The 18,297-nt window shown below is 51.1% G+C and carries 27 protein-coding genes; 3 read left to right on the forward strand and 24 right to left on the reverse strand.

Features of this window, described 5'->3' with window-relative positions:
- Positions 1-41: 41 nt before the first annotated feature.
- The 13 genes from VMC84_RS09070 to VMC84_RS09130 all read right to left on the reverse strand — a co-directional run bounded on the left by VMC84_RS09070 (position 42) and on the right by VMC84_RS09130 (position 8,108).
- Positions 42-677, reverse strand: coding sequence for a hypothetical protein (locus tag VMC84_RS09070; RefSeq protein ID WP_325379836.1), 636 nt, complete (start codon positions 675-677; stop codon positions 42-44).
- 181 nt (positions 678-858) lie between these two features.
- Positions 859-1,500 (reverse strand): hypothetical protein, encoded by a 642-nt coding sequence (locus tag VMC84_RS09075; RefSeq protein WP_325379837.1) that lies wholly within the window; start codon positions 1,498-1,500, stop codon positions 859-861.
- A gap of 309 nt (positions 1,501-1,809) precedes the next feature.
- Complete coding sequence (locus tag VMC84_RS09080) at positions 1,810-2,286, reverse strand: hypothetical protein (protein ID WP_325379838.1); 477 nt, start codon at positions 2,284-2,286, stop codon at positions 1,810-1,812.
- Positions 2,287-2,497: 211 nt separating this feature from the next.
- Positions 2,498-2,725 carry a hypothetical protein gene (locus VMC84_RS09085; RefSeq protein WP_325379839.1) on the reverse strand — a complete coding sequence of 76 codons (228 nt, stop codon included), beginning with the start codon at positions 2,723-2,725 and terminating at the stop codon, positions 2,498-2,500.
- 267 nt (positions 2,726-2,992) lie between these two features.
- Positions 2,993-3,586, reverse strand: a complete 594-nt coding sequence (locus tag VMC84_RS09090) for a hypothetical protein (RefSeq protein WP_325379840.1) — start codon at positions 3,584-3,586, stop codon at positions 2,993-2,995.
- Positions 3,587-3,949: 363 nt separating this feature from the next.
- Positions 3,950-4,309 carry a hypothetical protein gene (locus tag VMC84_RS09095; protein ID WP_325379841.1) on the reverse strand — a complete coding sequence of 120 codons (360 nt, stop codon included), beginning with the start codon at positions 4,307-4,309 and terminating at the stop codon, positions 3,950-3,952.
- Positions 4,310-4,430: 121 nt separating this feature from the next.
- Entirely contained in the window at positions 4,431-4,793 is a 363-nt protein-coding gene (locus tag VMC84_RS09100; RefSeq protein ID WP_325379843.1) for a hypothetical protein, read from the reverse strand.
- Positions 4,794-5,019: 226 nt separating this feature from the next.
- On the reverse strand, positions 5,020-5,325 hold the full coding sequence (locus tag VMC84_RS09105; RefSeq protein WP_325379845.1) for a hypothetical protein: 306 nt from the start codon (positions 5,323-5,325) through the stop codon (positions 5,020-5,022).
- A gap of 154 nt (positions 5,326-5,479) precedes the next feature.
- Complete coding sequence (locus tag VMC84_RS09110; RefSeq protein WP_414676437.1) at positions 5,480-5,848, reverse strand: hypothetical protein; 369 nt, start codon at positions 5,846-5,848, stop codon at positions 5,480-5,482.
- Between the two features lie 145 nt (positions 5,849-5,993).
- Positions 5,994-6,347 carry a hypothetical protein gene (locus tag VMC84_RS09115; protein ID WP_325379847.1) on the reverse strand — a complete coding sequence of 118 codons (354 nt, stop codon included), beginning with the start codon at positions 6,345-6,347 and terminating at the stop codon, positions 5,994-5,996.
- 146 nt (positions 6,348-6,493) lie between these two features.
- Entirely contained in the window at positions 6,494-6,937 is a 444-nt protein-coding gene (locus VMC84_RS09120; protein ID WP_325379849.1) for a hypothetical protein, read from the reverse strand.
- 262 nt (positions 6,938-7,199) lie between these two features.
- On the reverse strand, positions 7,200-7,640 hold the full coding sequence (locus VMC84_RS09125) for a hypothetical protein (protein WP_325379851.1): 441 nt from the start codon (positions 7,638-7,640) through the stop codon (positions 7,200-7,202).
- Between the two features lie 162 nt (positions 7,641-7,802).
- Positions 7,803-8,108 carry a hypothetical protein gene (locus VMC84_RS09130; RefSeq protein WP_325379853.1) on the reverse strand — a complete coding sequence of 102 codons (306 nt, stop codon included), beginning with the start codon at positions 8,106-8,108 and terminating at the stop codon, positions 7,803-7,805.
- A 209-nt stretch (positions 8,109-8,317) separates the two neighbouring features.
- Between VMC84_RS09130 and VMC84_RS09135 the strand changes: the two genes are divergently transcribed.
- Positions 8,318-8,635, forward strand: coding sequence for a hypothetical protein (locus VMC84_RS09135; protein WP_325379855.1), 318 nt, complete (start codon positions 8,318-8,320; stop codon positions 8,633-8,635).
- Positions 8,636-8,640: 5 nt separating this feature from the next.
- Here the strand turns inward: VMC84_RS09135 and VMC84_RS09140 are convergent, their stop codons facing one another.
- Entirely contained in the window at positions 8,641-9,084 is a 444-nt protein-coding gene (locus tag VMC84_RS09140) for a 30S ribosomal protein S6e (RefSeq protein WP_325379857.1), read from the reverse strand.
- A 351-nt stretch (positions 9,085-9,435) separates the two neighbouring features.
- On the opposite strand from VMC84_RS09140, the gene VMC84_RS09145 reads away from it, so the two are divergent.
- The gene (locus tag VMC84_RS09145) at positions 9,436-9,972 is read left to right on the forward strand and encodes a hypothetical protein (protein WP_325379859.1); all 537 of its coding nucleotides are present in this window, start codon (positions 9,436-9,438) and stop codon (positions 9,970-9,972) included.
- Positions 9,973-10,053: 81 nt separating this feature from the next.
- Here VMC84_RS09145 and VMC84_RS09150 read toward each other — a convergent pair whose 3' ends face one another.
- From VMC84_RS09150 to VMC84_RS09170, 5 genes are all read right to left on the reverse strand, one after another.
- Complete coding sequence (locus VMC84_RS09150) at positions 10,054-10,392, reverse strand: hypothetical protein (protein ID WP_325379861.1); 339 nt, start codon at positions 10,390-10,392, stop codon at positions 10,054-10,056.
- Between the two features lie 198 nt (positions 10,393-10,590).
- The gene (locus tag VMC84_RS09155; RefSeq protein WP_325379863.1) at positions 10,591-10,884 is read right to left on the reverse strand and encodes a SemiSWEET family sugar transporter; all 294 of its coding nucleotides are present in this window, start codon (positions 10,882-10,884) and stop codon (positions 10,591-10,593) included.
- Between the two features lie 44 nt (positions 10,885-10,928).
- A complete protein-coding gene (locus tag VMC84_RS09160; RefSeq protein WP_325379865.1) occupies positions 10,929-12,215 on the reverse strand; it encodes an SLC13 family permease in 1,287 nt (428 codons plus the stop codon).
- Positions 12,212-13,024 carry a prephenate dehydratase gene (pheA, locus tag VMC84_RS09165; RefSeq protein WP_325379867.1) on the reverse strand — a complete coding sequence of 271 codons (813 nt, stop codon included), beginning with the start codon at positions 13,022-13,024 and terminating at the stop codon, positions 12,212-12,214. Before pheA ends, VMC84_RS09160 begins: the two co-directional genes overlap by 4 nt.
- Positions 13,025-13,167: 143 nt before the next feature.
- Positions 13,168-13,695, reverse strand: coding sequence for a hypothetical protein (locus VMC84_RS09170; RefSeq protein ID WP_325379869.1), 528 nt, complete (start codon positions 13,693-13,695; stop codon positions 13,168-13,170).
- A gap of 409 nt (positions 13,696-14,104) precedes the next feature.
- Between VMC84_RS09170 and VMC84_RS09175 the strand changes: the two genes are divergently transcribed.
- Entirely contained in the window at positions 14,105-14,935 is an 831-nt protein-coding gene (locus tag VMC84_RS09175; protein ID WP_325379871.1) for a DUF1269 domain-containing protein, read from the forward strand.
- Here the strand turns inward: VMC84_RS09175 and VMC84_RS09180 are convergent.
- From VMC84_RS09180 to VMC84_RS09200, 5 genes are all read right to left on the reverse strand, one after another.
- On the reverse strand, positions 14,829-15,242 hold the full coding sequence (locus VMC84_RS09180; protein ID WP_325379873.1) for a prephenate dehydratase domain-containing protein: 414 nt from the start codon (positions 15,240-15,242) through the stop codon (positions 14,829-14,831). The two genes, VMC84_RS09175 and VMC84_RS09180, sit on opposite strands and share 107 nt — an antisense overlap.
- A gap of 132 nt (positions 15,243-15,374) precedes the next feature.
- Positions 15,375-15,857 (reverse strand): PadR family transcriptional regulator, encoded by a 483-nt coding sequence (locus VMC84_RS09185; protein ID WP_325379875.1) that lies wholly within the window; start codon positions 15,855-15,857, stop codon positions 15,375-15,377.
- A gap of 174 nt (positions 15,858-16,031) precedes the next feature.
- The gene (locus VMC84_RS09190; protein WP_325379877.1) at positions 16,032-16,955 is read right to left on the reverse strand and encodes a UbiA family prenyltransferase; all 924 of its coding nucleotides are present in this window, start codon (positions 16,953-16,955) and stop codon (positions 16,032-16,034) included.
- Between the two features lie 47 nt (positions 16,956-17,002).
- Positions 17,003-17,521: a PadR family transcriptional regulator gene (locus tag VMC84_RS09195; protein ID WP_325379879.1), complete on the reverse strand. Its 519-nt coding sequence runs from the start codon at positions 17,519-17,521 to the stop codon at positions 17,003-17,005.
- 115 nt (positions 17,522-17,636) lie between these two features.
- Positions 17,637-18,209, reverse strand: coding sequence for a hypothetical protein (locus VMC84_RS09200; protein ID WP_325379881.1), 573 nt, complete (start codon positions 18,207-18,209; stop codon positions 17,637-17,639).
- Between the last annotated feature and the right edge of the window lie 88 nt (positions 18,210-18,297).

Here is an 18,297-nt window from a genome sequence, read left to right on the forward strand (position 1 = left end):
CCCTCCGTGGTGCCTCCGTGCCGCCGTGGTGAGCCCCCTATTTATGCGAAGTAGTATGACGAGTTGACTAAGCTCGCGCCCGGGCTGCTTGCCACCGTTGCCGCGGTGTACCCGAGCCCGAGGCCCAGCGGGTACCCGAAGCCGGCCACCTGGAACTTGCTACTCTCCGTGGTGAACTGGAACTTGATGCTCTCGGCGTACTTGACCGTTGACTTCTGGTTGCTGATGGTGGGGAACATGACGCCCAGAGAGCCGACGCCGATGCCGGGGAAGGCGATGAACGTGTTATCCAGGTCCGCCTCGTACATCAGGTCCTTAGAAAAGGCGGTAGTAGACATATCCTGGTCTGCCTGCGTCAGCCCGAAGGTCACGCCCAGGTCGATGCCGCCAAGGTCAGGCCCGACATAGCCTGTCGTGCCCGTGAGGATCGGCGAGTTCTCGAAGGCCGTGAACCCGTAGACTGAGGCGAACTCGGGCAGCGAATAGCCGATATTGTTATACGTATATCCCTGCCCAGGCTCGGCTGCAGCCCCCGCGCTGACGGGGACGATATCCATGGGAAACCCATAAATGTCTATGCCCCCTATGCCTGAGTCGGCCAAAGCATGCTGACAGCTTAGGAATAACAGTATTGCGGCCGTAGCAGTTATAATAGGGAACAGGTTGTACCTCACCATACAACACCCACCCAACTCTATGAGTAGGTAGTCCAGGCTTAATAAATACATAACCGGCCAAATAAACGATTAAAAAGGTTATTTTTGTGATATTAACGAACTGGAAAGGCCCTCCTCTCCAGTCCGCTTATGCTTACATGCCAGTTTTCCCAACCTTTAGTTTTGTATATACTCTGCCGGCTTACTTGATCATCGAGCCGAGGCCGCCATAGGGCATGGCTCCGAAGTTGTTGAGGCCGCCATAGCCCATGCCATAGCCGCCCATGCCGCCATAGCCCATGCCATAGCCACCGAGGCCACCCATTCCGATGCCCTTGGTAAGGCCCATTCCCTTGTCGAGGCCCTTGCTCAGGCCGCCGATGGGCGCATTCGCGCAGACAGGCGCGTTGGCCGCTGGCACTGCCGCTCCACATCCCATAGGCACCGTGGTGACCTGCGGGATCATGGAAGTGACGGGCACGCTAGAGCACACGGGCACCGTGACCGGGATCGACGTCGGGACGACTGCCGGCCTGACGTAGGGTACCGGGATCGTCTGGGGCACGACGACTGCCCTCGGAACGGTAACCGGGCATACGTCGCCGACAGGTACCGTCACCGGGACCGTTACCGCCGAAGTGGCGGGCACCGTCACGGGTACCTGGGTAGTGACCGGTATGTTGCAATAGATCTGTGCGACGCAATCCTGCGGGGCTCCATAAGCCACAGGCGCTCCGCATGAGCCGCAGCCGCCGACTGGCCCGCAGAACTGTGCGAATGCGGGTGCCGCGACTAACAACGTAGCCACTACACAGAGAATGGCTACACTTAGGGTTCTTGCCATTTTCATAACTACACCTCCGAACTGCACACTTATGTCTAGTAAGACAAGATAAATATATTATTATATAAAAATACGAAATGTAACCGATTTGAAGCTCTTTATCGCATTATGAGTATAAATTAAGGCTAATTGTTAAAAATAAAGTGAATAATAGGCAATGCCTTATAATTAAGCAAAATATAGCCGTATATTTGCTTAATAGTCAAAAAAATACGCTAATTACCTTAACGCTCAAAGAAAAAATAATAACGATATTAAAGAATGAAAAAAAAGTGCTCGACAGGCAATAAAAAATAAAAGGATGGAAATTTAAATTGCCGGGAATCCGGAGAAACACGAGTAAGGCAAGAACGCCTGAGTATTATCGATCTGGTTCTGGGCGGCCCAGAGCTTGCTGAAGTGCGTCTTCGTGATGCCCTGCTCCGAGAGCGGTATGCCGAAGTCGGCGCCGTTGAATCCTGCCCCATGGGCCTCATCCATGGTCAGGCCCAGCGCGTAGCCCGTGGTGCCCGTCGTCACGACGCCTACGCCGCCGTAGCCATATGGATATCCGGCGACCACGGTCAGGTCCACCGGGATATCCCAGCTCACGCCGACGTTCATGTCCGCGCCGCCGAAGGCGGTATCCCCGAGGCCCGCTATTTTGCCCACGTTCACGTTGACACTATTACTGAAATCCTTATCAAAAGTGACGCCTGTCCCTAAGAAACTGGCGTAAGCCGGTGCCGCGATAAATGCGGCTATGATCATGGCCACGATAAGCGCCAGTGCCCTCCTCCTGTCCATTATCTACCCTCCTCTAAATATATGTACAGATTTCATTATCGATTTTATATATATTAGTAAAACAATAAGCGAATAATTTGGCTCTGCAAGCGTAAAAGAATAGAAATTATGCCCTTGCCCGGTATTTAAAAATAAATAGGGTAGTAGGCGTTTGTTCGCGCCTACTAACAATTATACGATCGTTCTCGTATGGCTTTCACGCTATTCCGGCTTACCAGCCGCAGGTACCGAGGCCACATCCGCCCCAGCCGCCCCAGCCGCCGAGGCCACATCCGCCCCAGCCGCCCCAGAACGGAGCGCCCCAGCCAAAGCCTCTTAAGCCCCAGCCGCCCCAGCCGCCCCAGCCGCCCCAGCCGCCCCACCAGGCGGCGGCGGGCAGCGCGAGTAGCAGGACTGCCAGTACGAGAAGAACGAATATGGGTAGTTTCTTAAAGTCCATTTTCATTCCCCCTACATATCAGTGAATAGAGAATGACAATAAAACCATTAGTACAGGTAAAATGCAAAAAATCAATCCCTTTACAGTTTATAATCGCTAAATGGCGTTTCAGGATTCCCATTCCATTCTCTGGGTACTAATTAGCTTCTGATATTCGAAACGGTCAAAAATCAGGCCTTTTGACCTTCTGCGGATAAAAAGAGAAAAATAGGGGAATTTTCGTTCCCCTTTAAGTTGCTTTTATTTGCTAGCGTATGCCTTGCTCATTTATTTTCCGATGGCCGCGTTTGCCGCGGGCAGCGCTGCGGGCAGGCATGCGGGCGCGGGGCACGGCAGACCACAGTACGGGGTAAACCCTATCCTGTAGTTACCGAGCGTGAACGGGAACCCGAAGCCATGCGCGTTAAAGTACAGCGGCAGACTCCTCACACAGCTCTGCAGGCCGAAAGCCCACGGAGACGCATCCCAGCCCAGCACAGGCGAGCAGCCCCGAGACGAGCCGAGAATAATCGGCAACGCCTGGTAGCAGCCCATGAAGCACGGGCTGAACGGGAATTTACCGCCACAGCATCCGAAGAATCCCGGGCTGAACTTATTCCATGCCAGGAGCGGGAACGGTCCCCAGCCTCCGCCTAACGCCCAGTTGAACGGCCAACATCCCACTCCATATGGTGCATAGCCCCAGTTGAAAGGATAGCCGAATCCGCCAAAAGCGCCGAAACCCATCGAAGTTGCCGAAAAGGTCGACGCTGCGGCAGTGGTAATTCCAGCCCCGCCTACAACTGCAGCTGATGCCGGTATGTTGGACGCAATGAGCATAACGACCAGCATCGATAGTACGGCTAATTTTCTTATACTCATACAATCCCCCCTACTTGACACATCTAACTAGAGGAAACGATAATAAATATATTAGCGTTTATAAAAACGAAACTCTACCGTTTTCGAAAGCCTTTTTTCGGGTTCTTACCATAAAATCCACAACTGGATAGGGTTACAAATGTATTAACGGCGATTGTTTTAAGACTTTTACCTGTTAATAGCGGAAGGCTTAACTGGTAATAAGATCTCCATTATTTTCCATCATGAGGGCCATGCATTATATTGAGATATATGACGATGCCATTCTGTAATTATCGCCATTGGCTTCTGATAGCAGAACTCTATATTGCTTTTATCACTTAGCCAGATTCCCGAGAATTAAAAATAGAAAGGCGGCAAGGCTTACAATAAGCCAAGGCTGGGGATCGGAGAGCCGCCGATACTGATGAATGGGTACGCGAAATAGGAGCTCTGGCACTGGTTCGCGAAGTCCAGGGTGGTCAGCGTCTGGCCCTGGTCGGCAGTCTGCCCGATGGTGGGGAATGCGCTGCCGAATATGCTACCTCCAAATCCCGAGAAGTCGATGTTGGCGGTCTCGATATCATGGGCCGTCGCCGCCGACGTCTGCAGGCCGGTGAGGGACGCTTTCTGGATGAGAACGGGGAAACCCCAGGACATGGGGACCAGGCCGGCGCTCGCGACGCCGGATATGGCTACTGCCGCCAGTAAGACTAATGTAAGTATAGTTAATTTTTTCTTCATATGAACTACCCTCCTCTTAATAAGTGGTATTCCGGCCCATAATTAATATATTAGCATTTATAATAACGAAATATTGGCTCCTAAACGATTAAAAATACAGTAAAAAATTTGGGCCCTCATTTTAGAGGAAGCCCATCGAGGGCACCGGCGAGAATCCGACGCTGACCCACGGATACGCGAAGTACATGCTCTGCTGCTGGTTCTGGAACTTGATCGAGGAGACCAGCTGGGTCTTGCTCATCGACTGGGTAATGGTGGGGAACGTACTAAAGCTGCTAATGCCCGTGCTGGTGCTCGGGAACGAAATGTCCGTGAAATCGTTCTCGTCGGCCCACGCGAAGTTGCTTTCGAAATTGGTCAAAGAGTTATTCTGGACCATCGTGGGGAAACCCCAGGACATGGGGACCAGTGATGCAAATGCGGGCAGCGCAAGCAGGGTGACTGCCGAGGCGATAATAAGTATCACTGCCAGTTTATTTACCATAATGACTACCCTCCTCATTGCTAAGTATAACTATCCGAAAGCATCCATTAATATATTAGTGTCAATAATAACGATAATTTGTCCATATTATACAAATAAATACAGTGTTAACGGTTAAGGGCAGAAATATAGCTCAAATTCTTAAGTGGTCGCACCTTAATAAAAACCGGGGGAGACGATAATGTTACTATTATGCCTCCCCAATTACCCGTTGGTTTCGGCTCCTTCAATATCCGCAGGCCATGCATGGATACCCTATGGCCGTGTACTCAGTCGTCTGCGAGTACTCGGTATGGGTCATCGACTCCGTATGGATCGACGTCTGGTGTATGGCCGGAAACCATCCTGCGGGCACGATGCTCGTGTCCTGGAAGTCGAACACGTTCGCCGTGTCCTGTTCCCATGCCGTCGCCGTCGATGCATGCACGATATTTGGAAAGCCGAACCCCATGGGGAACATTTGTCCGGAGGCTGCCGCGGCCATCGAGGCCAGGGCGAGCACGAGCAATGCTCCTGTTATTGCTCTTTTCATAGATCTAACCATCCCCTTTGACTACCATGGGAAGTCTAGAATGAGCGTCATTTAATATATTAGTGTAGATAAAAACAACTAACCAGGAAGTGTGACCTATTAAAAGCAATGCGGTCGCGGTAAGTAAAAAAGGGGTGACGGCCTGGGCCGCCACCTAGCAACCGAAGCCGAAGCCTGGTAGTCCGACCGCCCCGACACCGACGAACGGGTACGCGAACTCGGCGAAATCATTGGTCTGGGCATAGCTCGTGTGAGTAACTGATTGTGTCTGCAACGATGTCTGGTGTATGTTGGGGAACGCCAGGCTTACTGCCCCAAACGGCAGGCCATCGCATGCGACGGGGAAGCTGATATCGACATCCTGATAGTCCAGCGCGTTCGCCGTGTCCTGCTGGAACGCCACGGTGTTGCTGCTCTGTACGATCATGGGAAAGCCATAGGCCGTGGACGTGAGCTGTGCGCCCGCGTGGACGGAAAAAATGGCGACCACGACTATTAATGTGGCAATTAAAGCCTTCTTCAAAATATCCACCCTCCTTATTACCACGTTAAACTTAGCCTGCATCGTCTAAATAATTGGCTCTAAGAAAAGCAAACTATCGTTATTCAGGACCAAATAAAAGCGGCATTATCGCTGGTAAGCCGGTCCTGTGAAAATATTAAAAAGGTTAAAGCCAGCTGAATCCTTTGAAGTCGCCGAAGCCGGTGAGCCCCGTCGTGATCGCCGGGTACGAGTATGCCGTGAACGCGGTGGTCTGGTCGAAATCGGTTGCCTCAATGGCCTGCCCCTGGACGCCGCTCTGGCTCACGACCGGGTAGCCAAAAGTGCTCGTGCCGAACGGGGAAAAGTCCAGGCTTTCCAGGTCCCAGGCGGTGCCGACCGACTGCCGGAACGCCGTGCTGTTCGTGCTCTGGATCATCGCCGGGAACCCGAACGACATGGGCAGTAGGCTCGCACTAGCCGCCGATGCCAGGATCAATAATAATGCTATAAGAATGTAGAGCCAACTCTGTCTGATCATAATTACCCTCCTCCTCGGTCAACAGTACGGCAAGCGGCGATTAAAGCATTTGCCGGTTAAATCACGGATAAAGGACGAAAATAAGAAAATATGTTTAAGCTTTAAAATAAAGTATGGCAGGGGGATCAGCCTCCTGCCTCCATCGTTTACCAGCCGAAGCCGAAGCCGGGCAGAGAGACACCGCCGACACCGACGAACGGGTAAGCGAACTCAGCGTACTCGTTGGTCTGGGCGAAGTCAGTGTGCGTGACGTCCTGGGTCTGACAGACCGTCTGGCAGATGTCCGGGAACGCAAGGTTCACGGGGCCGAACGGCAGTACGTTCGCCGTCAGGTCCGCGTCTCCACAGGGCGTATCGACCCCGAGAGTGCTGGCGCCCAGGTGCAGGCCGTCAAAGTAGGCCGGGAAATTGATGTTGATGTTCTCAAAGTCCGTTGCACACGCCGTATCCTGGTTGAACGCGCTGGTCGAGCCGTTCTGCACGATGACGGGGAAACCATACGTGGTCGGCACGAGGTTCGCATATGCGGGCAAGACTACAAGAGTCAGGGCCAGCATAACTAAAAGTATATTTCTTAGTATCTTACTCATAAACTACCCTCCTCAATTATTAAAAGAAGATATAGTAACCGGCTTCTAATACGTTATTATATTAATAAACGAATATTATATAATTTTAATCACTTAATCACGGATGCCAGGGACGTCCTTTACTTATAGCATATGCGTCTTCTGGGGGTGGCGATAAAATAGAGAATCGATCGTTCGAGAATAGAGAACTTAATGGCCGATGAAAGATCGCAAAAAAATTTGAAAGGGAGGAGACTGACTCCTACCCTTAACCTTTTAGTATTTACCAGCCGAAGCCGAAGCCAGGCAGAGACACAGCGCCGACGCCGACGAACGGGTAAGCGAACTCAGCGTACTCGTTGGTCTGGGCGAAGTCAGTGTGCGTGACCTTCTGGGTCTGGAACACCGTCTGGCTAATGTCCGGGAACGCAAGGTTCACGGGGCCGAATGGAAGCACATTCGCCGTCAGGTCCGCGTCTCCACAGGGCGTATCGACGCCCAGAGTTGTGGCGCCCAGCTGCAGTCCGTCATAGTACAGCGGGAAATTGATGTTGATGTTCTCAAAGTCCGTTGCACACGCCGTATCCTGGTTGAACGCGCTGGTCGAGCCGTTCTGCACGATGACGGGGAAACCAAACGTGGTCGCCACGAGATTCGCACATGCGGGCATCGCAAGGACTGCGATAGCCAGCATAAATACAAGTCCCTTAATCACCTTACTCATAAACTACCCTCCTCATTTGTTAATAGAACTTATAGTAAGCGACGATTAAAATATTATTATAAATAAAAGCGAATATTTAACGATTTATTCAGAAATTATACAGCTAGTGTTGGTTTTTATAGCTCAACCACTAAAGCCGGTATAGAAAAAAAGGATAAAAGCTCAACGCAGCCTGAACCCGGAAAAGTCAAAAAGGCCGCTCATGTCGGGCATGCTGTTTAGGGCAATGCCGCCGGCAGAGATGCCGGAGCCGGCCATCATTCCATTGAACATCGGGAAGTCTATGTTTATCGATTCCAGGTCGACCGCACTGCGCACGTCGTTGCTAAATGAGACCGTATTCCCGGACTGTACGATAACTGGGAACCCGAAGGTCATTCCAGTCAAGCTTGCCGCGGCCGGAGCAGACAGTAATGCAACGATACTCAGGGCCGTGATGATAATTATTTGTTTCCTCAACTTATCCATGCGAAACCCTCCTCTCGCATGGTCAAGTTAGACAGGTGAAATTAAATAAATGAGCGGCGTTTGGGGTGGTGGAACTTATATATGGCCGGGAATGTCACGAACGTGATAATTATAAGGTCGGAGCGCTAATAGTGCTATAAAGTGGATAAAGCATTAAATACGGATACTTCCAGTTTAACTAATTGATGAAAATAAGTGGGGGTGGATGAATGAACGTCGACGACGTTGATGATTCAGAACTGATCCGATCTGTCATTGATTCGGAAGAGTTCAAGAACGCCGAAAGCATTAACGAAGTCTCGCGGATAGTCCGCCGTAAGCTACGGAAACGCATTATAGACATGCACATCGACGATAGCCTGGACGTCGCTACCCGGGAGCGCATCGTGCACCGCCACCTTGAATGGATCACGCTGAAGATCCTGAAAGACCTCGACGGCATCGTAATGCTGCCATCGCACTTTGAAGAGATAGAGGAATTCGAGTCCGCCTGGAGAAAATCCCAGGCGGACTTGCTTAAGCATTAAAAGAGTTACTTCTTCTTTGCGGCGGCCGCGGTCTTCTTTTCCGCCTTCTTTTTCTTACCCGCGCCTTCGCTCTTGGGGACGATCTCCTCGATGGGCTTGGGGCCGTACTCCTTGATGGTGGCGTTCACCTGCACAAGCTCGGTGGCGATCTCGTTACCCCGGAGGGTCTTTCTCTTGCGCATGCCGTCTTCCTTCGGGTGGTATCCTATGCCGCCCGATACCAGGACCTTCCGGCGCACCTGGCCGGGTAGGTCATTCCTCATGGGGACTCCATCCTTGTCCGAACCGCCAGTGATGACGAGCGTGTAGCCTGCCAGGCCCGCCGCATCGCCGCTGATCTCCGAGCCGATGGCGTGGCCGACGAACTTTGTGGTCTTGGGCCCGGTAATGTCTATGTTATACGCTTTTCCCGTCTTTGCGTCTGAAACTACTAGCTTGAAATCTGCCATTCACTTTTCTCCTGCGTCTTTAAAATACCGATGAAGTATTATAAGTTTTATCTGACTCCCGTCTATAGTCCTTCTCATATAAGAAGACTACGGGTCTTCCGGCTTTAATTGCAGTCCGTCTCCTGATATAAAAGTTTTGGTTAACGGACGTTAATGCCGGGAGCGACACATGATATTTCGAGGTGGCAAGTCGCCTCCCGGCATTTTAATATAAAATCGGCAATGAAGATTAAAAAAATTTGCCACATGCCGTGTGTATACCATGCGCATGGATATGTTTATGAGCGATTATACGATAATTACAAGTGGTGTATAATTCTGAAGAAATACCGCTTATCCACCACGATTTCAATGAAACACCGGGCACTTCTCCAGAAGTACATGGCGAAATACGAAACGCAGCAGAAGGTCATCGAGGCGGCGCTGGATAACATGGAAAATTGCGCGGATCCGATGCCTGCCCTGTCCCGTGAAGAGGAACTCTGGCTCCTGATCGGAAAAGTCCGGTCGGCCTGCGCCGTCCAGAAAGAAGGCTTCAAGGTCCTGCTCGAGACCCTGAATGCCGACCGGTTTCGCGAGTATGTCGAGCAGCAAAAGCCGTTAGAGTTCGTTCTGGAATATTACTACCAGCAGCCGTTAAAGGATTGTACTTTAACCGAGGTCCTGGACGCCCTGGTGATCAATGGCAAGGTTTCCAACCAGATGGATTCTATTGACTACTCGGACGACGGCGACCACTACACGCTCAAGATGACCCATGACCTGGGCATCAACAATTCGAAGATGCTCCGGATTGCCCATGAAAGCCTGTTTAATACATATGATGTGCGATCTGACTATGTCGTATCAGACCGGTCGCTCTTCGTTAAGATCTATAAAAATATATGATCTAGTCTTCTCCAGTTTTTGAATGTGGGTTTAGAGCTATGGAGAAGAACCATAGGATATTTGGCCTTCCAACGGCCCGGGTTATATTTTTAACTCCTTTATCCGGATATCGACGGCGATATGGCCCCCGATTACGCTTATCCGTTCGGTACCCTGCATTTTGCCGAATAGCGCCTGGACCAGGATCTCGTCACACAGGCCTGTGACACAAATTTCCGTCATGAAGCTTCCGTCTCCGCCGGACATGGTTTGCCGCCGGTCCAGCGCAGATTCGACGAGCACGTCGGCCCCATTCACACGGCTGCCCCTTTCATCGAGCACCTGACCGTAGATCGTATAAATGCTCGGGGAGCCGCGATCCGTCGATGCCATGACGGACAATGCGAAAAAGGGCAGGGCGAAGGGCTGTATCCGGCTCATAAAAAGAGATTGAGAGTTATCACCTTTATAGTTTTCTGTATATAAGCAAAAAATTGTAAAAATATACGATATTAATAAATAATATATCAATATTTGTGCGGCATTGACTATCACTTATATTATTAATACTTCACTGAAAAAGGCAGTACACCCGCCCTCTGTTACCGGAGGGCTTTTTACGGTCTTCCAGGGCACGTTTTATATGGTATTTGCCACATGAAATTTATTTTTCCTGTCGTAATAAACCTTTAACAGCATCAGCTCGCTATTGGCCAGCGTTGCGTACATGTTTAATATGAAAACGATAGGGTCTCGTATACCATATCCATAAACAGCCAGGCAAAAAGAGCCCGCGACAAGAATGAGGACATAGTAGATAGAAATGTCACCTGCGCTCTTCGTGCTGAGTAGATGGTAGCACTGGGGCAGGAAAGAGAACGATAGCAGGATACTGCCGATGATTCCGAAGGCGGTTAATTCCAGGACGGCCATGCTACAGTGGATAGAAGCAGGCTGCTATAATAGGTTTTCGGTATTTAGAGCAGCGCCAGCTCCAGCGCCAGCACGGCCGCGGAGGACAGGATCACGATGGGCGTCACGGTCAGCCCTATTTTGATAAATTCGGAAATGCCGGTGGTCCACTTTTCGGCCTTGGCGCACTCGATCCAGAGGATGCCGGCCAGCGCCCCAGTTATGGTTATGTTCGCCCCGAGGTTACTGCCTATCACTAAAGAATATGCCATAGCCAGTGCCATCTTCGGCGTCGTCGCGATGGCCGCCGTGATGGGCACCATCATGGCGGTCATGGGGATGTTATTGACGATATTGCACATAAAGGCCGAGGCTATGGATATGAAGAACGTGGCATATATGGGGTTCTGGCCGACGATGGACAGGATAAAGCTGCCGATAATGGCATTTGCTCCACTGACTTCGAGGCCTTTCACCACGATGAAAAGGGATATGACGAAGACCACGACGCGCCAGGATATTCGCTTCGTGCGCATGACGGGCTTGCGCTCGGCGATGTAGATGGCGGCGGCACCGGCTGTGGTAACCACGGATAGTGGCAGCAGGAGCCAGTTGGCGAACCCGCAGCCGATGAGCACGAAGGCCATCACGGCCAGGCCGACGGCGACCATGGACTTGTTTTTGATGAGCGACCCTGCGTTCACGTCGCTCGCTACAGGGTATGAAGTCCCCATCGAGTCCCGGAATATGAAGTAGAAGATCACGAAATTGACCATGATCGCGGCCATCGTGGGCAGGAACATGTAGGCCGTGAAGTCGAAGTAGCCCAGCTTGAAGGCGTCGCCGATGAGGATGTTGGTCAGGTTGCCTATGTAGAGGAACATCGAGGCGATATTCGCCGCGAAGAAGAACGAGTACATGAAGGGCTTTGCGTTGAGCCCCGCGCGGCGGCAGAACTTGAGGATGATGGGTGTCAGCGTGAGTATGGCGATGTCGTTGGACGTGAAGGCCGTTATCAGGCAGGTTACGGCGTAAGTATAGGTGAATAGCTTTATCGTGTCGCCGCCGGCCAGGTGCATCGCCTTGACGGCGCAGTACTCGAAGAACCCGTAATCGTCCAGGAACGTGCTGATAACCATGAGCTCGATGAGGATGAGGACGACGTTCCAGGTATTGACCAGGGGCGTGGCATAGGCCGTCGAGAAGCCCAGCGCCTCCAGGATATGGTGGGGCTGAAGGAACAGCATCATGAGGAGGGCGCCGATCAACGCGCCGGTCGCCTCGTTGAGCTTCCATGGCCTCGCCATGATGAGGAAATACGTGATAATAAAAACGACGATCTCGCCGATCATGCCTTATCTGCCCGCGGATACGACCCCAGCACTTTAAGTGTCGTACTCTTATCCTTTAGGGCAGATATAGCTTCCCTTAATTCGGGGTCTTTTTGATGGCCTTCCACATCTATGAAGAACCAGTAGTCGCCTAATAGCTTTTTCGAGGGGCGGGACTCGATACGGGTCATATTGATGGAACGGCGGGCGAACTCGCCTAAAAACTCATAAAGCGCTCCAGGCCTATCGCGGTCCAGGTATACAGCCAGCGATGTCTTATCGTGGCCCGTCGGGGGCGGCTCGTGTTTACCGAGCACGATGAAACGGGTATAGTTCGCGGCGTAGTCCTGTATGCCTTCCCTGAGCACCCGTAGCCCGTACCTGTGGGCCGATTCCGAGCATCCGATGGCCGCCATTTCCGGGAACTCCTGCGCCAGGCGGGCCGCGTGCGACGTGCTGCCCGTGGTCCGCACCTCCGCATTCGGGAAGTGCTCATGGATATAGTGCCGGCACTGGCCGAGCCCCTGGGGATGCGAGACGATGACCTTGATATCCTTGAGGCTGCCCCGGGACATGAGGCACTGCTTTACATGAACGATCTCCTCGCCTACGATGGGAGAGCTGATCTCCAGAAGCGCGTCCATGACCACGCCGACCGGGCCCTCCAGCGAGTTCTCGATGGGCACGATGCTCTCGTCGCATGGGCCATCGTCCACGGCCCTGGCCACGCACTCCATATCGTCCATGAAAATCAGCTCCGCTTTCGGGGACCATTTTTTCGCGGCCATTTCCGAGAACGTGCCTTCCGGGCCGAGGAGACCTAGTTTCATCAACGGGAAAATAGACTCAACTAATATTTAACGTATATGCCAGTAAAAAGGATGAAAAGGGGGATGGTAAGAGGCTGATTTTTTATTCGTTTGAACAAAGGAGGAGAGACCGGAATAGGAGCATTTGAGACCCCAAGAGCAGCTTAAGACTGTCCTCTCAAAGGCTTATGAAAACTTATCGCCATGACATTATCAGCGACATCGATCGTAGGCTGCACCCTCAACTCATTTCTTATAAAAGTATCAAAAAAACTTCTAAGGAAGACAACTCCTTTTTGTCCCCATATGTGATGCAATGTGATGACGTAGCTGCCTTCACCCCAACTATCAACGGATATATAGGTGGCTATGCCATACTTGCCTATTAAGAGAATTGTTTTGAGGATCATATCAAAGTCCGCCTTTCCAAAATCCAGCATTGCATGATTCTTTACCTGCCGAATGGCTTCTTGCGACGCTATCTCCTTGAGTCTATCATCACTTACTTCATTGATCAGCGCGACGAAAAAAGCGTTTGAAAAAGAGACGAAATTGAGTTTTTCAACAGCTCTATCCCATTCCACGTACCGGGTCATTATCTGGCTAACTAAAGCATTGGTGCTGATATTCTGCTCTTGTGCATCTCGTTCAAGCAGATTATCTATCTCCTCTGAAAGGCGAATCGTTCTCAAGGCAGTCTTCTTTTTCTTCCCGGCAATGGCGAACCCCTCATGCGCTTATATATAAGTGAGGAATTCGCGGAGATTCATATAAATATTTTTCCTAAATAGTGCCGGTTATCGGCATTGTTGATGGAATATTACAGAAATACGAACATGATGAGGTTGTGTACAAAAAATAACATGTGTAAACGTCCTCTATATGCCAATGCCCGCCCAAGAACCATTTGCGCGAGGACGCATGAGAGAGTGAATGAATACGACAAAGAACATGCTGCCAGGAAATCCGTCCCTTGAGACCCATGTGGTTTCTCGTTATAGGACAGTTGATCCTGATCGGCTTCCTGTCAGGCGGATCGTATTCACGTTGCGTTTCATGAGATCGGGTGCCTGCGCTGAAAATTGTAGGAGATCGTAAATAATGGAGAAAATGTTAGTTGTCGCCTTTGAAAGCGAACAAAAAGCGTATGAGGGAGTCAATGCTCTTTCGCAACTCGACAGTGAAGGGAGCATTACCGTTCATGCGGTGTCGGTAATCAAGAAGAACGATGAAGGGAAGACGGTTGTATTGAAAACCAACCCGGAGTTTCCCATTGGCACTCTTGGAGGCACGTCGATCGGCAGCCTTATCGGGCTTCTCGGAGGCCCATACGGCGTAATCGTCGGTGCAGCATCGGGTTCGTTAGTGGGTTTAACCGCTGACTTGTACGTATCCGGAGTCGATGGAGAATTCGTGGATGACGTCTCTAAGGATCTTAAACCGGGCGCATACGCCGTGGTTGCTGATATCAGCGAGGAGTGGATAACTCCCCTGGACGTCCAGATGGAAAAGATCGGTGGCAAGGTGTTCCGCTCAGCGAAGAAGGATGTGGAAACCGAGCAGATAAACCGCGACATAGCAGCGATGGATAAGGAGATTAAACAGCTGGAAATGGAAGCGAGCAAGGCTCCAGGCGAAATGAAAGCGAAGCTTCAGGCAAAAATTGATAACCTGAAAGAAAAGCGACAGAAAAAAGTAGAGCAGGCGAATAAGCGTTTCGAACAAATGGAAAAGGAACACAACGCCAAAGTGCAGGCTCTGGAGGAGAGATCGGCAAAGGCTCGCGGCGAGACGAAGGCTGCCATAGATGCTCGGATTGCCGAAATTAACGAGGGTCATCAGCGGACTGTGGCAAAGCGGAAGAACATGGAAGCTGAATTGGAGAAAAAAGCCGATAAGCTGGTGGCGAAGGCGAAGATCCTGAAGAATTAATCGTATACTCCCATGGGATCCGAGAAGGCGTAATGCCTTCCCGGTCCTGGCGGGACCGTTGTCGGATGGGCAATATTTCCTCGCCGACGATGGGCGAGCTTATCTCAAGCTGTGCGTCCATGACCACGCCGACCGTGCCCTCGACCGAGTTCTCGATGGGCACGATGCTCTCGGCGCAGGAGCCGTCGTCCACGGCACGGGCAACACACTCCATGTCATCCATGAAGATAAGCTTCGCTCCTGGAGACCATTTTTTCGCCGCCATTTCCGAGAACGTGCCTTCGGGGCCCAGTAAGCCGAGTTTCATCAAAATATAGATTGGATGAGGCTTATATTTAAAAATAATTGTTGTGTTCTATTTTTCGATTTTTAACACATAGCACTCATTTTGAATTTTAGAGCAGTGGGCTAACTCAACATTAAATAATATAAAAAGTGGTCATGTCTCCGACTTCGGGCCCGGCGCCCGGGACTGCAAAACATTCTTTGAGCACTCTTCGTACTCGCGGCAGACCCGCGCATACTCCGTGTCCATAAAAGCCTTCAGTTTCGTTAATGCCATCAGCCTCTGGCCGGGTTCGAGATTGTTCATAAGCACCTTCCCCTTCTTGGTCAGCAGAATGGTGAGATGGTCGGGGTTTACGCGTTCCGCTTCCAGCAGGGAGGAAATGAAGGCGTTTATGAACGACTCGAAATCCCTCTCGCTCTCCTCTAAGAGCGCTACTCCTTCCTCCGATATTTGATATACCCGTCGTGCCCTTTCCCCGTCCTTCTCCTCCCAGGACCTGATGAATCCGTCCGCCTCAAGGCTGTTCAGGAGCTTGTAGATGGCCGAGTGGGATGGTTTCCAGTGGCCTTGAGTGTGGCGCTCGATGTCCTGCATGAGCATGTACCCGTGCTTGGGCGTTGTGCGGAGAAGCATCAGCACGAAGTAGTTCAGGCTGGCTCTGCTGGAGTTCTCGAAGAACGTGGGTACGGCCACAGACATAATCCTGAATATATATTCCGCTGATTTATATTTTAGCAGCACATGTTTTGGAAAAACATATTGCACAGGATTTTTTTCACAAGTCAGGGGGTGACTATCATGAGGTTATTATCCGTGGATGAGCGTCCTGCCCAGGAGGAGCACGAGGGGCCAGAGGATGAATTCGGCATCAGCAAGCGTATACGATATCTTCCGAAGGCTTTGGCCGTCCGCGAATTTTGCTTTTCTCAGGTAGTAGAGATCATAAAAGTAAAAGCCGAGCAGCGAAAGTCCGAATACCGGTATGATGCCCAGATAAACGCCGGCGACTAGAGGTATGAAAGAAAATATGTTCAGCGCATTTAAAAATTTATAAGTTTTCTCCCGGCCCAGGAGCACGGGCAGCGTCTTCAGCCCCCGGGCACCATCGCTCTCGATGTCCTTGATGTCGAAAAAAGTCACGTTGATGATCCCCCTTAAGAAGATAAATAAGAACATCAGGACCGAGAAAACGTCCCACGAGATGGAATAGTGAAAGTTGAAGATGAACGTCCCCGCCAGCGCCCAGACGGCCGCGATGTAGATGCCTTTAAATCCCGGGACCTGCCTCGTGAGGTCCTTAAAGACGATGGTATACAGTATACCGCAGGACAGAAGGATCAGGACGAAGACGGTGAGGACATAGTTCCCGTAAAGGAGCAGCAGCATTATCAGCAGAGACATGTAGAGCCCGAAAAGCGCCGGGTAGAGCCGTACCTTTTTACGTAAATGCTCTGCCCTTTCGGGATTCGTAGCCATGTCCTTTTCCAGCTCTTCATAATAGTTATAGCTATAGACGATCAGCGGGATCAGGTATGCGATAAAAAGCACCTGCCAGCCGATAGCCGAATTCAGCAGCAGGGACACGGACAGGACGAAGGCCGGGCAGCCCAGCGAGGTCAGGTAGCCGCCATAGACGAACTCGTCCTTTAGCTGGAATAACAGGTACAGGCATCGGGATAACAGGCTTTCGATGCGGGCATATACACTGACTGTTGTATTTACCTGTTCCACCCTGTTACCCCCCGACGAACGTTAAGATCTTTAATTAAGGTTTTTCATCAATTAGCGTATTCTTTTAAGTCTTTAAGCTCGTTATCGATGCGAATCGCTTCGCTGTCCACGAAGGCTTTTAGCCTGGCCAGGACCCGGTATCGCCGGTGAGGCTCGAAGCACTTTGTTATCTCCTTGCCCTTTTCCGTGAGCAGTGTCGTGATATGGTCCTGCTTGATGTCCTCTTTTGCCTCGAGGAGCGACGATATGAAGGCGTTCATATAGAACTCGAACTCTTTTTCACTTTCGTCGATCAGCTTTTCGCCGTTCTCGGTGATCTTGTAGACCCTCCGCCCCCTTTCCCCGTCCTTCTCCTCCCAGGACGTGATATAGCCAGCCTCCTCCAGGTTGTTCAGGAGCTTATAGATGGCCGAGTGGGATGGTTTCCAGCCGCCTTCCGTATGGCGCTCGATGTCCTGCATGAGCATGTAACCGTGCTTGGGAGAACTCTTGAGTAGCATGAGAACGAGATAGTTTAAGCTTGCCCTGGTAGGGTTTTCGAAGAATGCGGCCGTATCTTTGGACATGATAAGATATTATTATCGAATATATTATATAATTTAGCTGTACATGTTTTAAAAAATCATATAATGAGGGATTTTTTTCACAGGTTTTGCTTTTTCGGCCCCTGAATACTGCTTTTTACCGGTAGTTCCTGAACGGGTCCGGCACCAGGCTGACCACCATGCTGCCGGCTTTATAGTACCGCGCCTGGCCGACGGGGCCGCCCTTGCTCGTGTAAATGTCGTACATGTACGGGTCCATTGCGGCCGTGATGTCCCTCTGCTCGACCTTGCCCCCTTCCTTGCTATATTCGTCTACATTATCGATATACACGGCTTTTGCGGCTTCGTCGAACCAGACGTGGGGCTGCTGCCCGGACAGGTGCGTGAATATACGGCCATAAGCTTTGACGACGTCCGGCTTTTGTTCCTGTATGGTCTTCGTCGGGGCCTCCGCATATTTTGGCACCGGCTTACCGCCTTTCGAGGCCTCTTCGAACTGCTTGCGCTGCTCCTTCATCCGGTCGATGACGTCGCCCACCATACCATAATCCGACGGCTTGCCTTTCCCCCCGGCCTCTCGCTCCCTGGCCTCCTTAATTTTCGCCTCGTTCTCTCTTCTGGCCTTTTCCAAATCGGCCTGCTGCTGCTCGGCCGAATATCGTTTTTTCTGATCCTTGATGGTATTGATGAAATCGTCCAGTATCCCCATATCCTGTCACAAAACAGGGAAAGTCGTGTCCCGATTTAATCATAACACAAAATAATGCCGAAGCGGATAGGCGAGCCGTTATCCCGTA

The sequence above is a fragment of the Methanocella sp. genome (assembly GCF_035506375.1).
Lineage (GTDB): Archaea > Halobacteriota > Methanocellia > Methanocellales > Methanocellaceae > Methanocella.

Bases quoted from the DNA above. Each gene is read 5' to 3' on its own strand.
- VMC84_RS09070 (WP_325379836.1), bottom strand. From the start codon at position 677: ATGGTGAGGTACAACCTGTTCCCTATTATAACTGCTACGGCCGCAATA.
- VMC84_RS09075 (WP_325379837.1), bottom strand. From the start codon at position 1,500: ATGGCAAGAACCCTAAGTGTAGCCATTCTCTGTGTAGTGGCTACGTTG.
- VMC84_RS09080 (WP_325379838.1), bottom strand. From the start codon at position 2,286: ATGGACAGGAGGAGGGCACTGGCGCTTATCGTGGCCATGATCATAGCC.
- VMC84_RS09085 (WP_325379839.1), bottom strand. From the start codon at position 2,725: ATGGACTTTAAGAAACTACCCATATTCGTTCTTCTCGTACTGGCAGTC.
- VMC84_RS09090 (WP_325379840.1), bottom strand. From the start codon at position 3,586: ATGAGTATAAGAAAATTAGCCGTACTATCGATGCTGGTCGTTATGCTC.
- VMC84_RS09095 (WP_325379841.1), bottom strand. From the start codon at position 4,309: ATGAAGAAAAAATTAACTATACTTACATTAGTCTTACTGGCGGCAGTA.
- VMC84_RS09100 (WP_325379843.1), bottom strand. From the start codon at position 4,793: ATGGTAAATAAACTGGCAGTGATACTTATTATCGCCTCGGCAGTCACC.
- VMC84_RS09105 (WP_325379845.1), bottom strand. From the start codon at position 5,325: ATGAAAAGAGCAATAACAGGAGCATTGCTCGTGCTCGCCCTGGCCTCG.
- VMC84_RS09115 (WP_325379847.1), bottom strand. From the start codon at position 6,347: ATGATCAGACAGAGTTGGCTCTACATTCTTATAGCATTATTATTGATC.
- VMC84_RS09120 (WP_325379849.1), bottom strand. From the start codon at position 6,937: ATGAGTAAGATACTAAGAAATATACTTTTAGTTATGCTGGCCCTGACT.
- VMC84_RS09125 (WP_325379851.1), bottom strand. From the start codon at position 7,640: ATGAGTAAGGTGATTAAGGGACTTGTATTTATGCTGGCTATCGCAGTC.
- VMC84_RS09130 (WP_325379853.1), bottom strand. From the start codon at position 8,108: ATGGATAAGTTGAGGAAACAAATAATTATCATCACGGCCCTGAGTATC.
- VMC84_RS09135 (WP_325379855.1), top strand. From the start codon at position 8,318: ATGAACGTCGACGACGTTGATGATTCAGAACTGATCCGATCTGTCATT.
- VMC84_RS09140 (WP_325379857.1), bottom strand. From the start codon at position 9,084: ATGGCAGATTTCAAGCTAGTAGTTTCAGACGCAAAGACGGGAAAAGCG.
- VMC84_RS09145 (WP_325379859.1), top strand. From the start codon at position 9,436: ATGAAACACCGGGCACTTCTCCAGAAGTACATGGCGAAATACGAAACG.
- VMC84_RS09150 (WP_325379861.1), bottom strand. From the start codon at position 10,392: ATGAGCCGGATACAGCCCTTCGCCCTGCCCTTTTTCGCATTGTCCGTC.
- VMC84_RS09155 (WP_325379863.1), bottom strand. From the start codon at position 10,884: ATGGCCGTCCTGGAATTAACCGCCTTCGGAATCATCGGCAGTATCCTG.
- VMC84_RS09160 (WP_325379865.1), bottom strand. From the start codon at position 12,215: ATGATCGGCGAGATCGTCGTTTTTATTATCACGTATTTCCTCATCATG.
- pheA (WP_325379867.1), bottom strand. From the start codon at position 13,024: ATGAAACTAGGTCTCCTCGGCCCGGAAGGCACGTTCTCGGAAATGGCC.
- VMC84_RS09175 (WP_325379871.1), top strand. From the start codon at position 14,105: ATGGAGAAAATGTTAGTTGTCGCCTTTGAAAGCGAACAAAAAGCGTAT.
- VMC84_RS09180 (WP_325379873.1), bottom strand. From the start codon at position 15,242: ATGAAACTCGGCTTACTGGGCCCCGAAGGCACGTTCTCGGAAATGGCG.
- VMC84_RS09185 (WP_325379875.1), bottom strand. From the start codon at position 15,857: ATGCTTCTCCGCACAACGCCCAAGCACGGGTACATGCTCATGCAGGAC.
- VMC84_RS09195 (WP_325379879.1), bottom strand. From the start codon at position 17,521: ATGTCCAAAGATACGGCCGCATTCTTCGAAAACCCTACCAGGGCAAGC.
- VMC84_RS09200 (WP_325379881.1), bottom strand. From the start codon at position 18,209: ATGGGGATACTGGACGATTTCATCAATACCATCAAGGATCAGAAAAAA.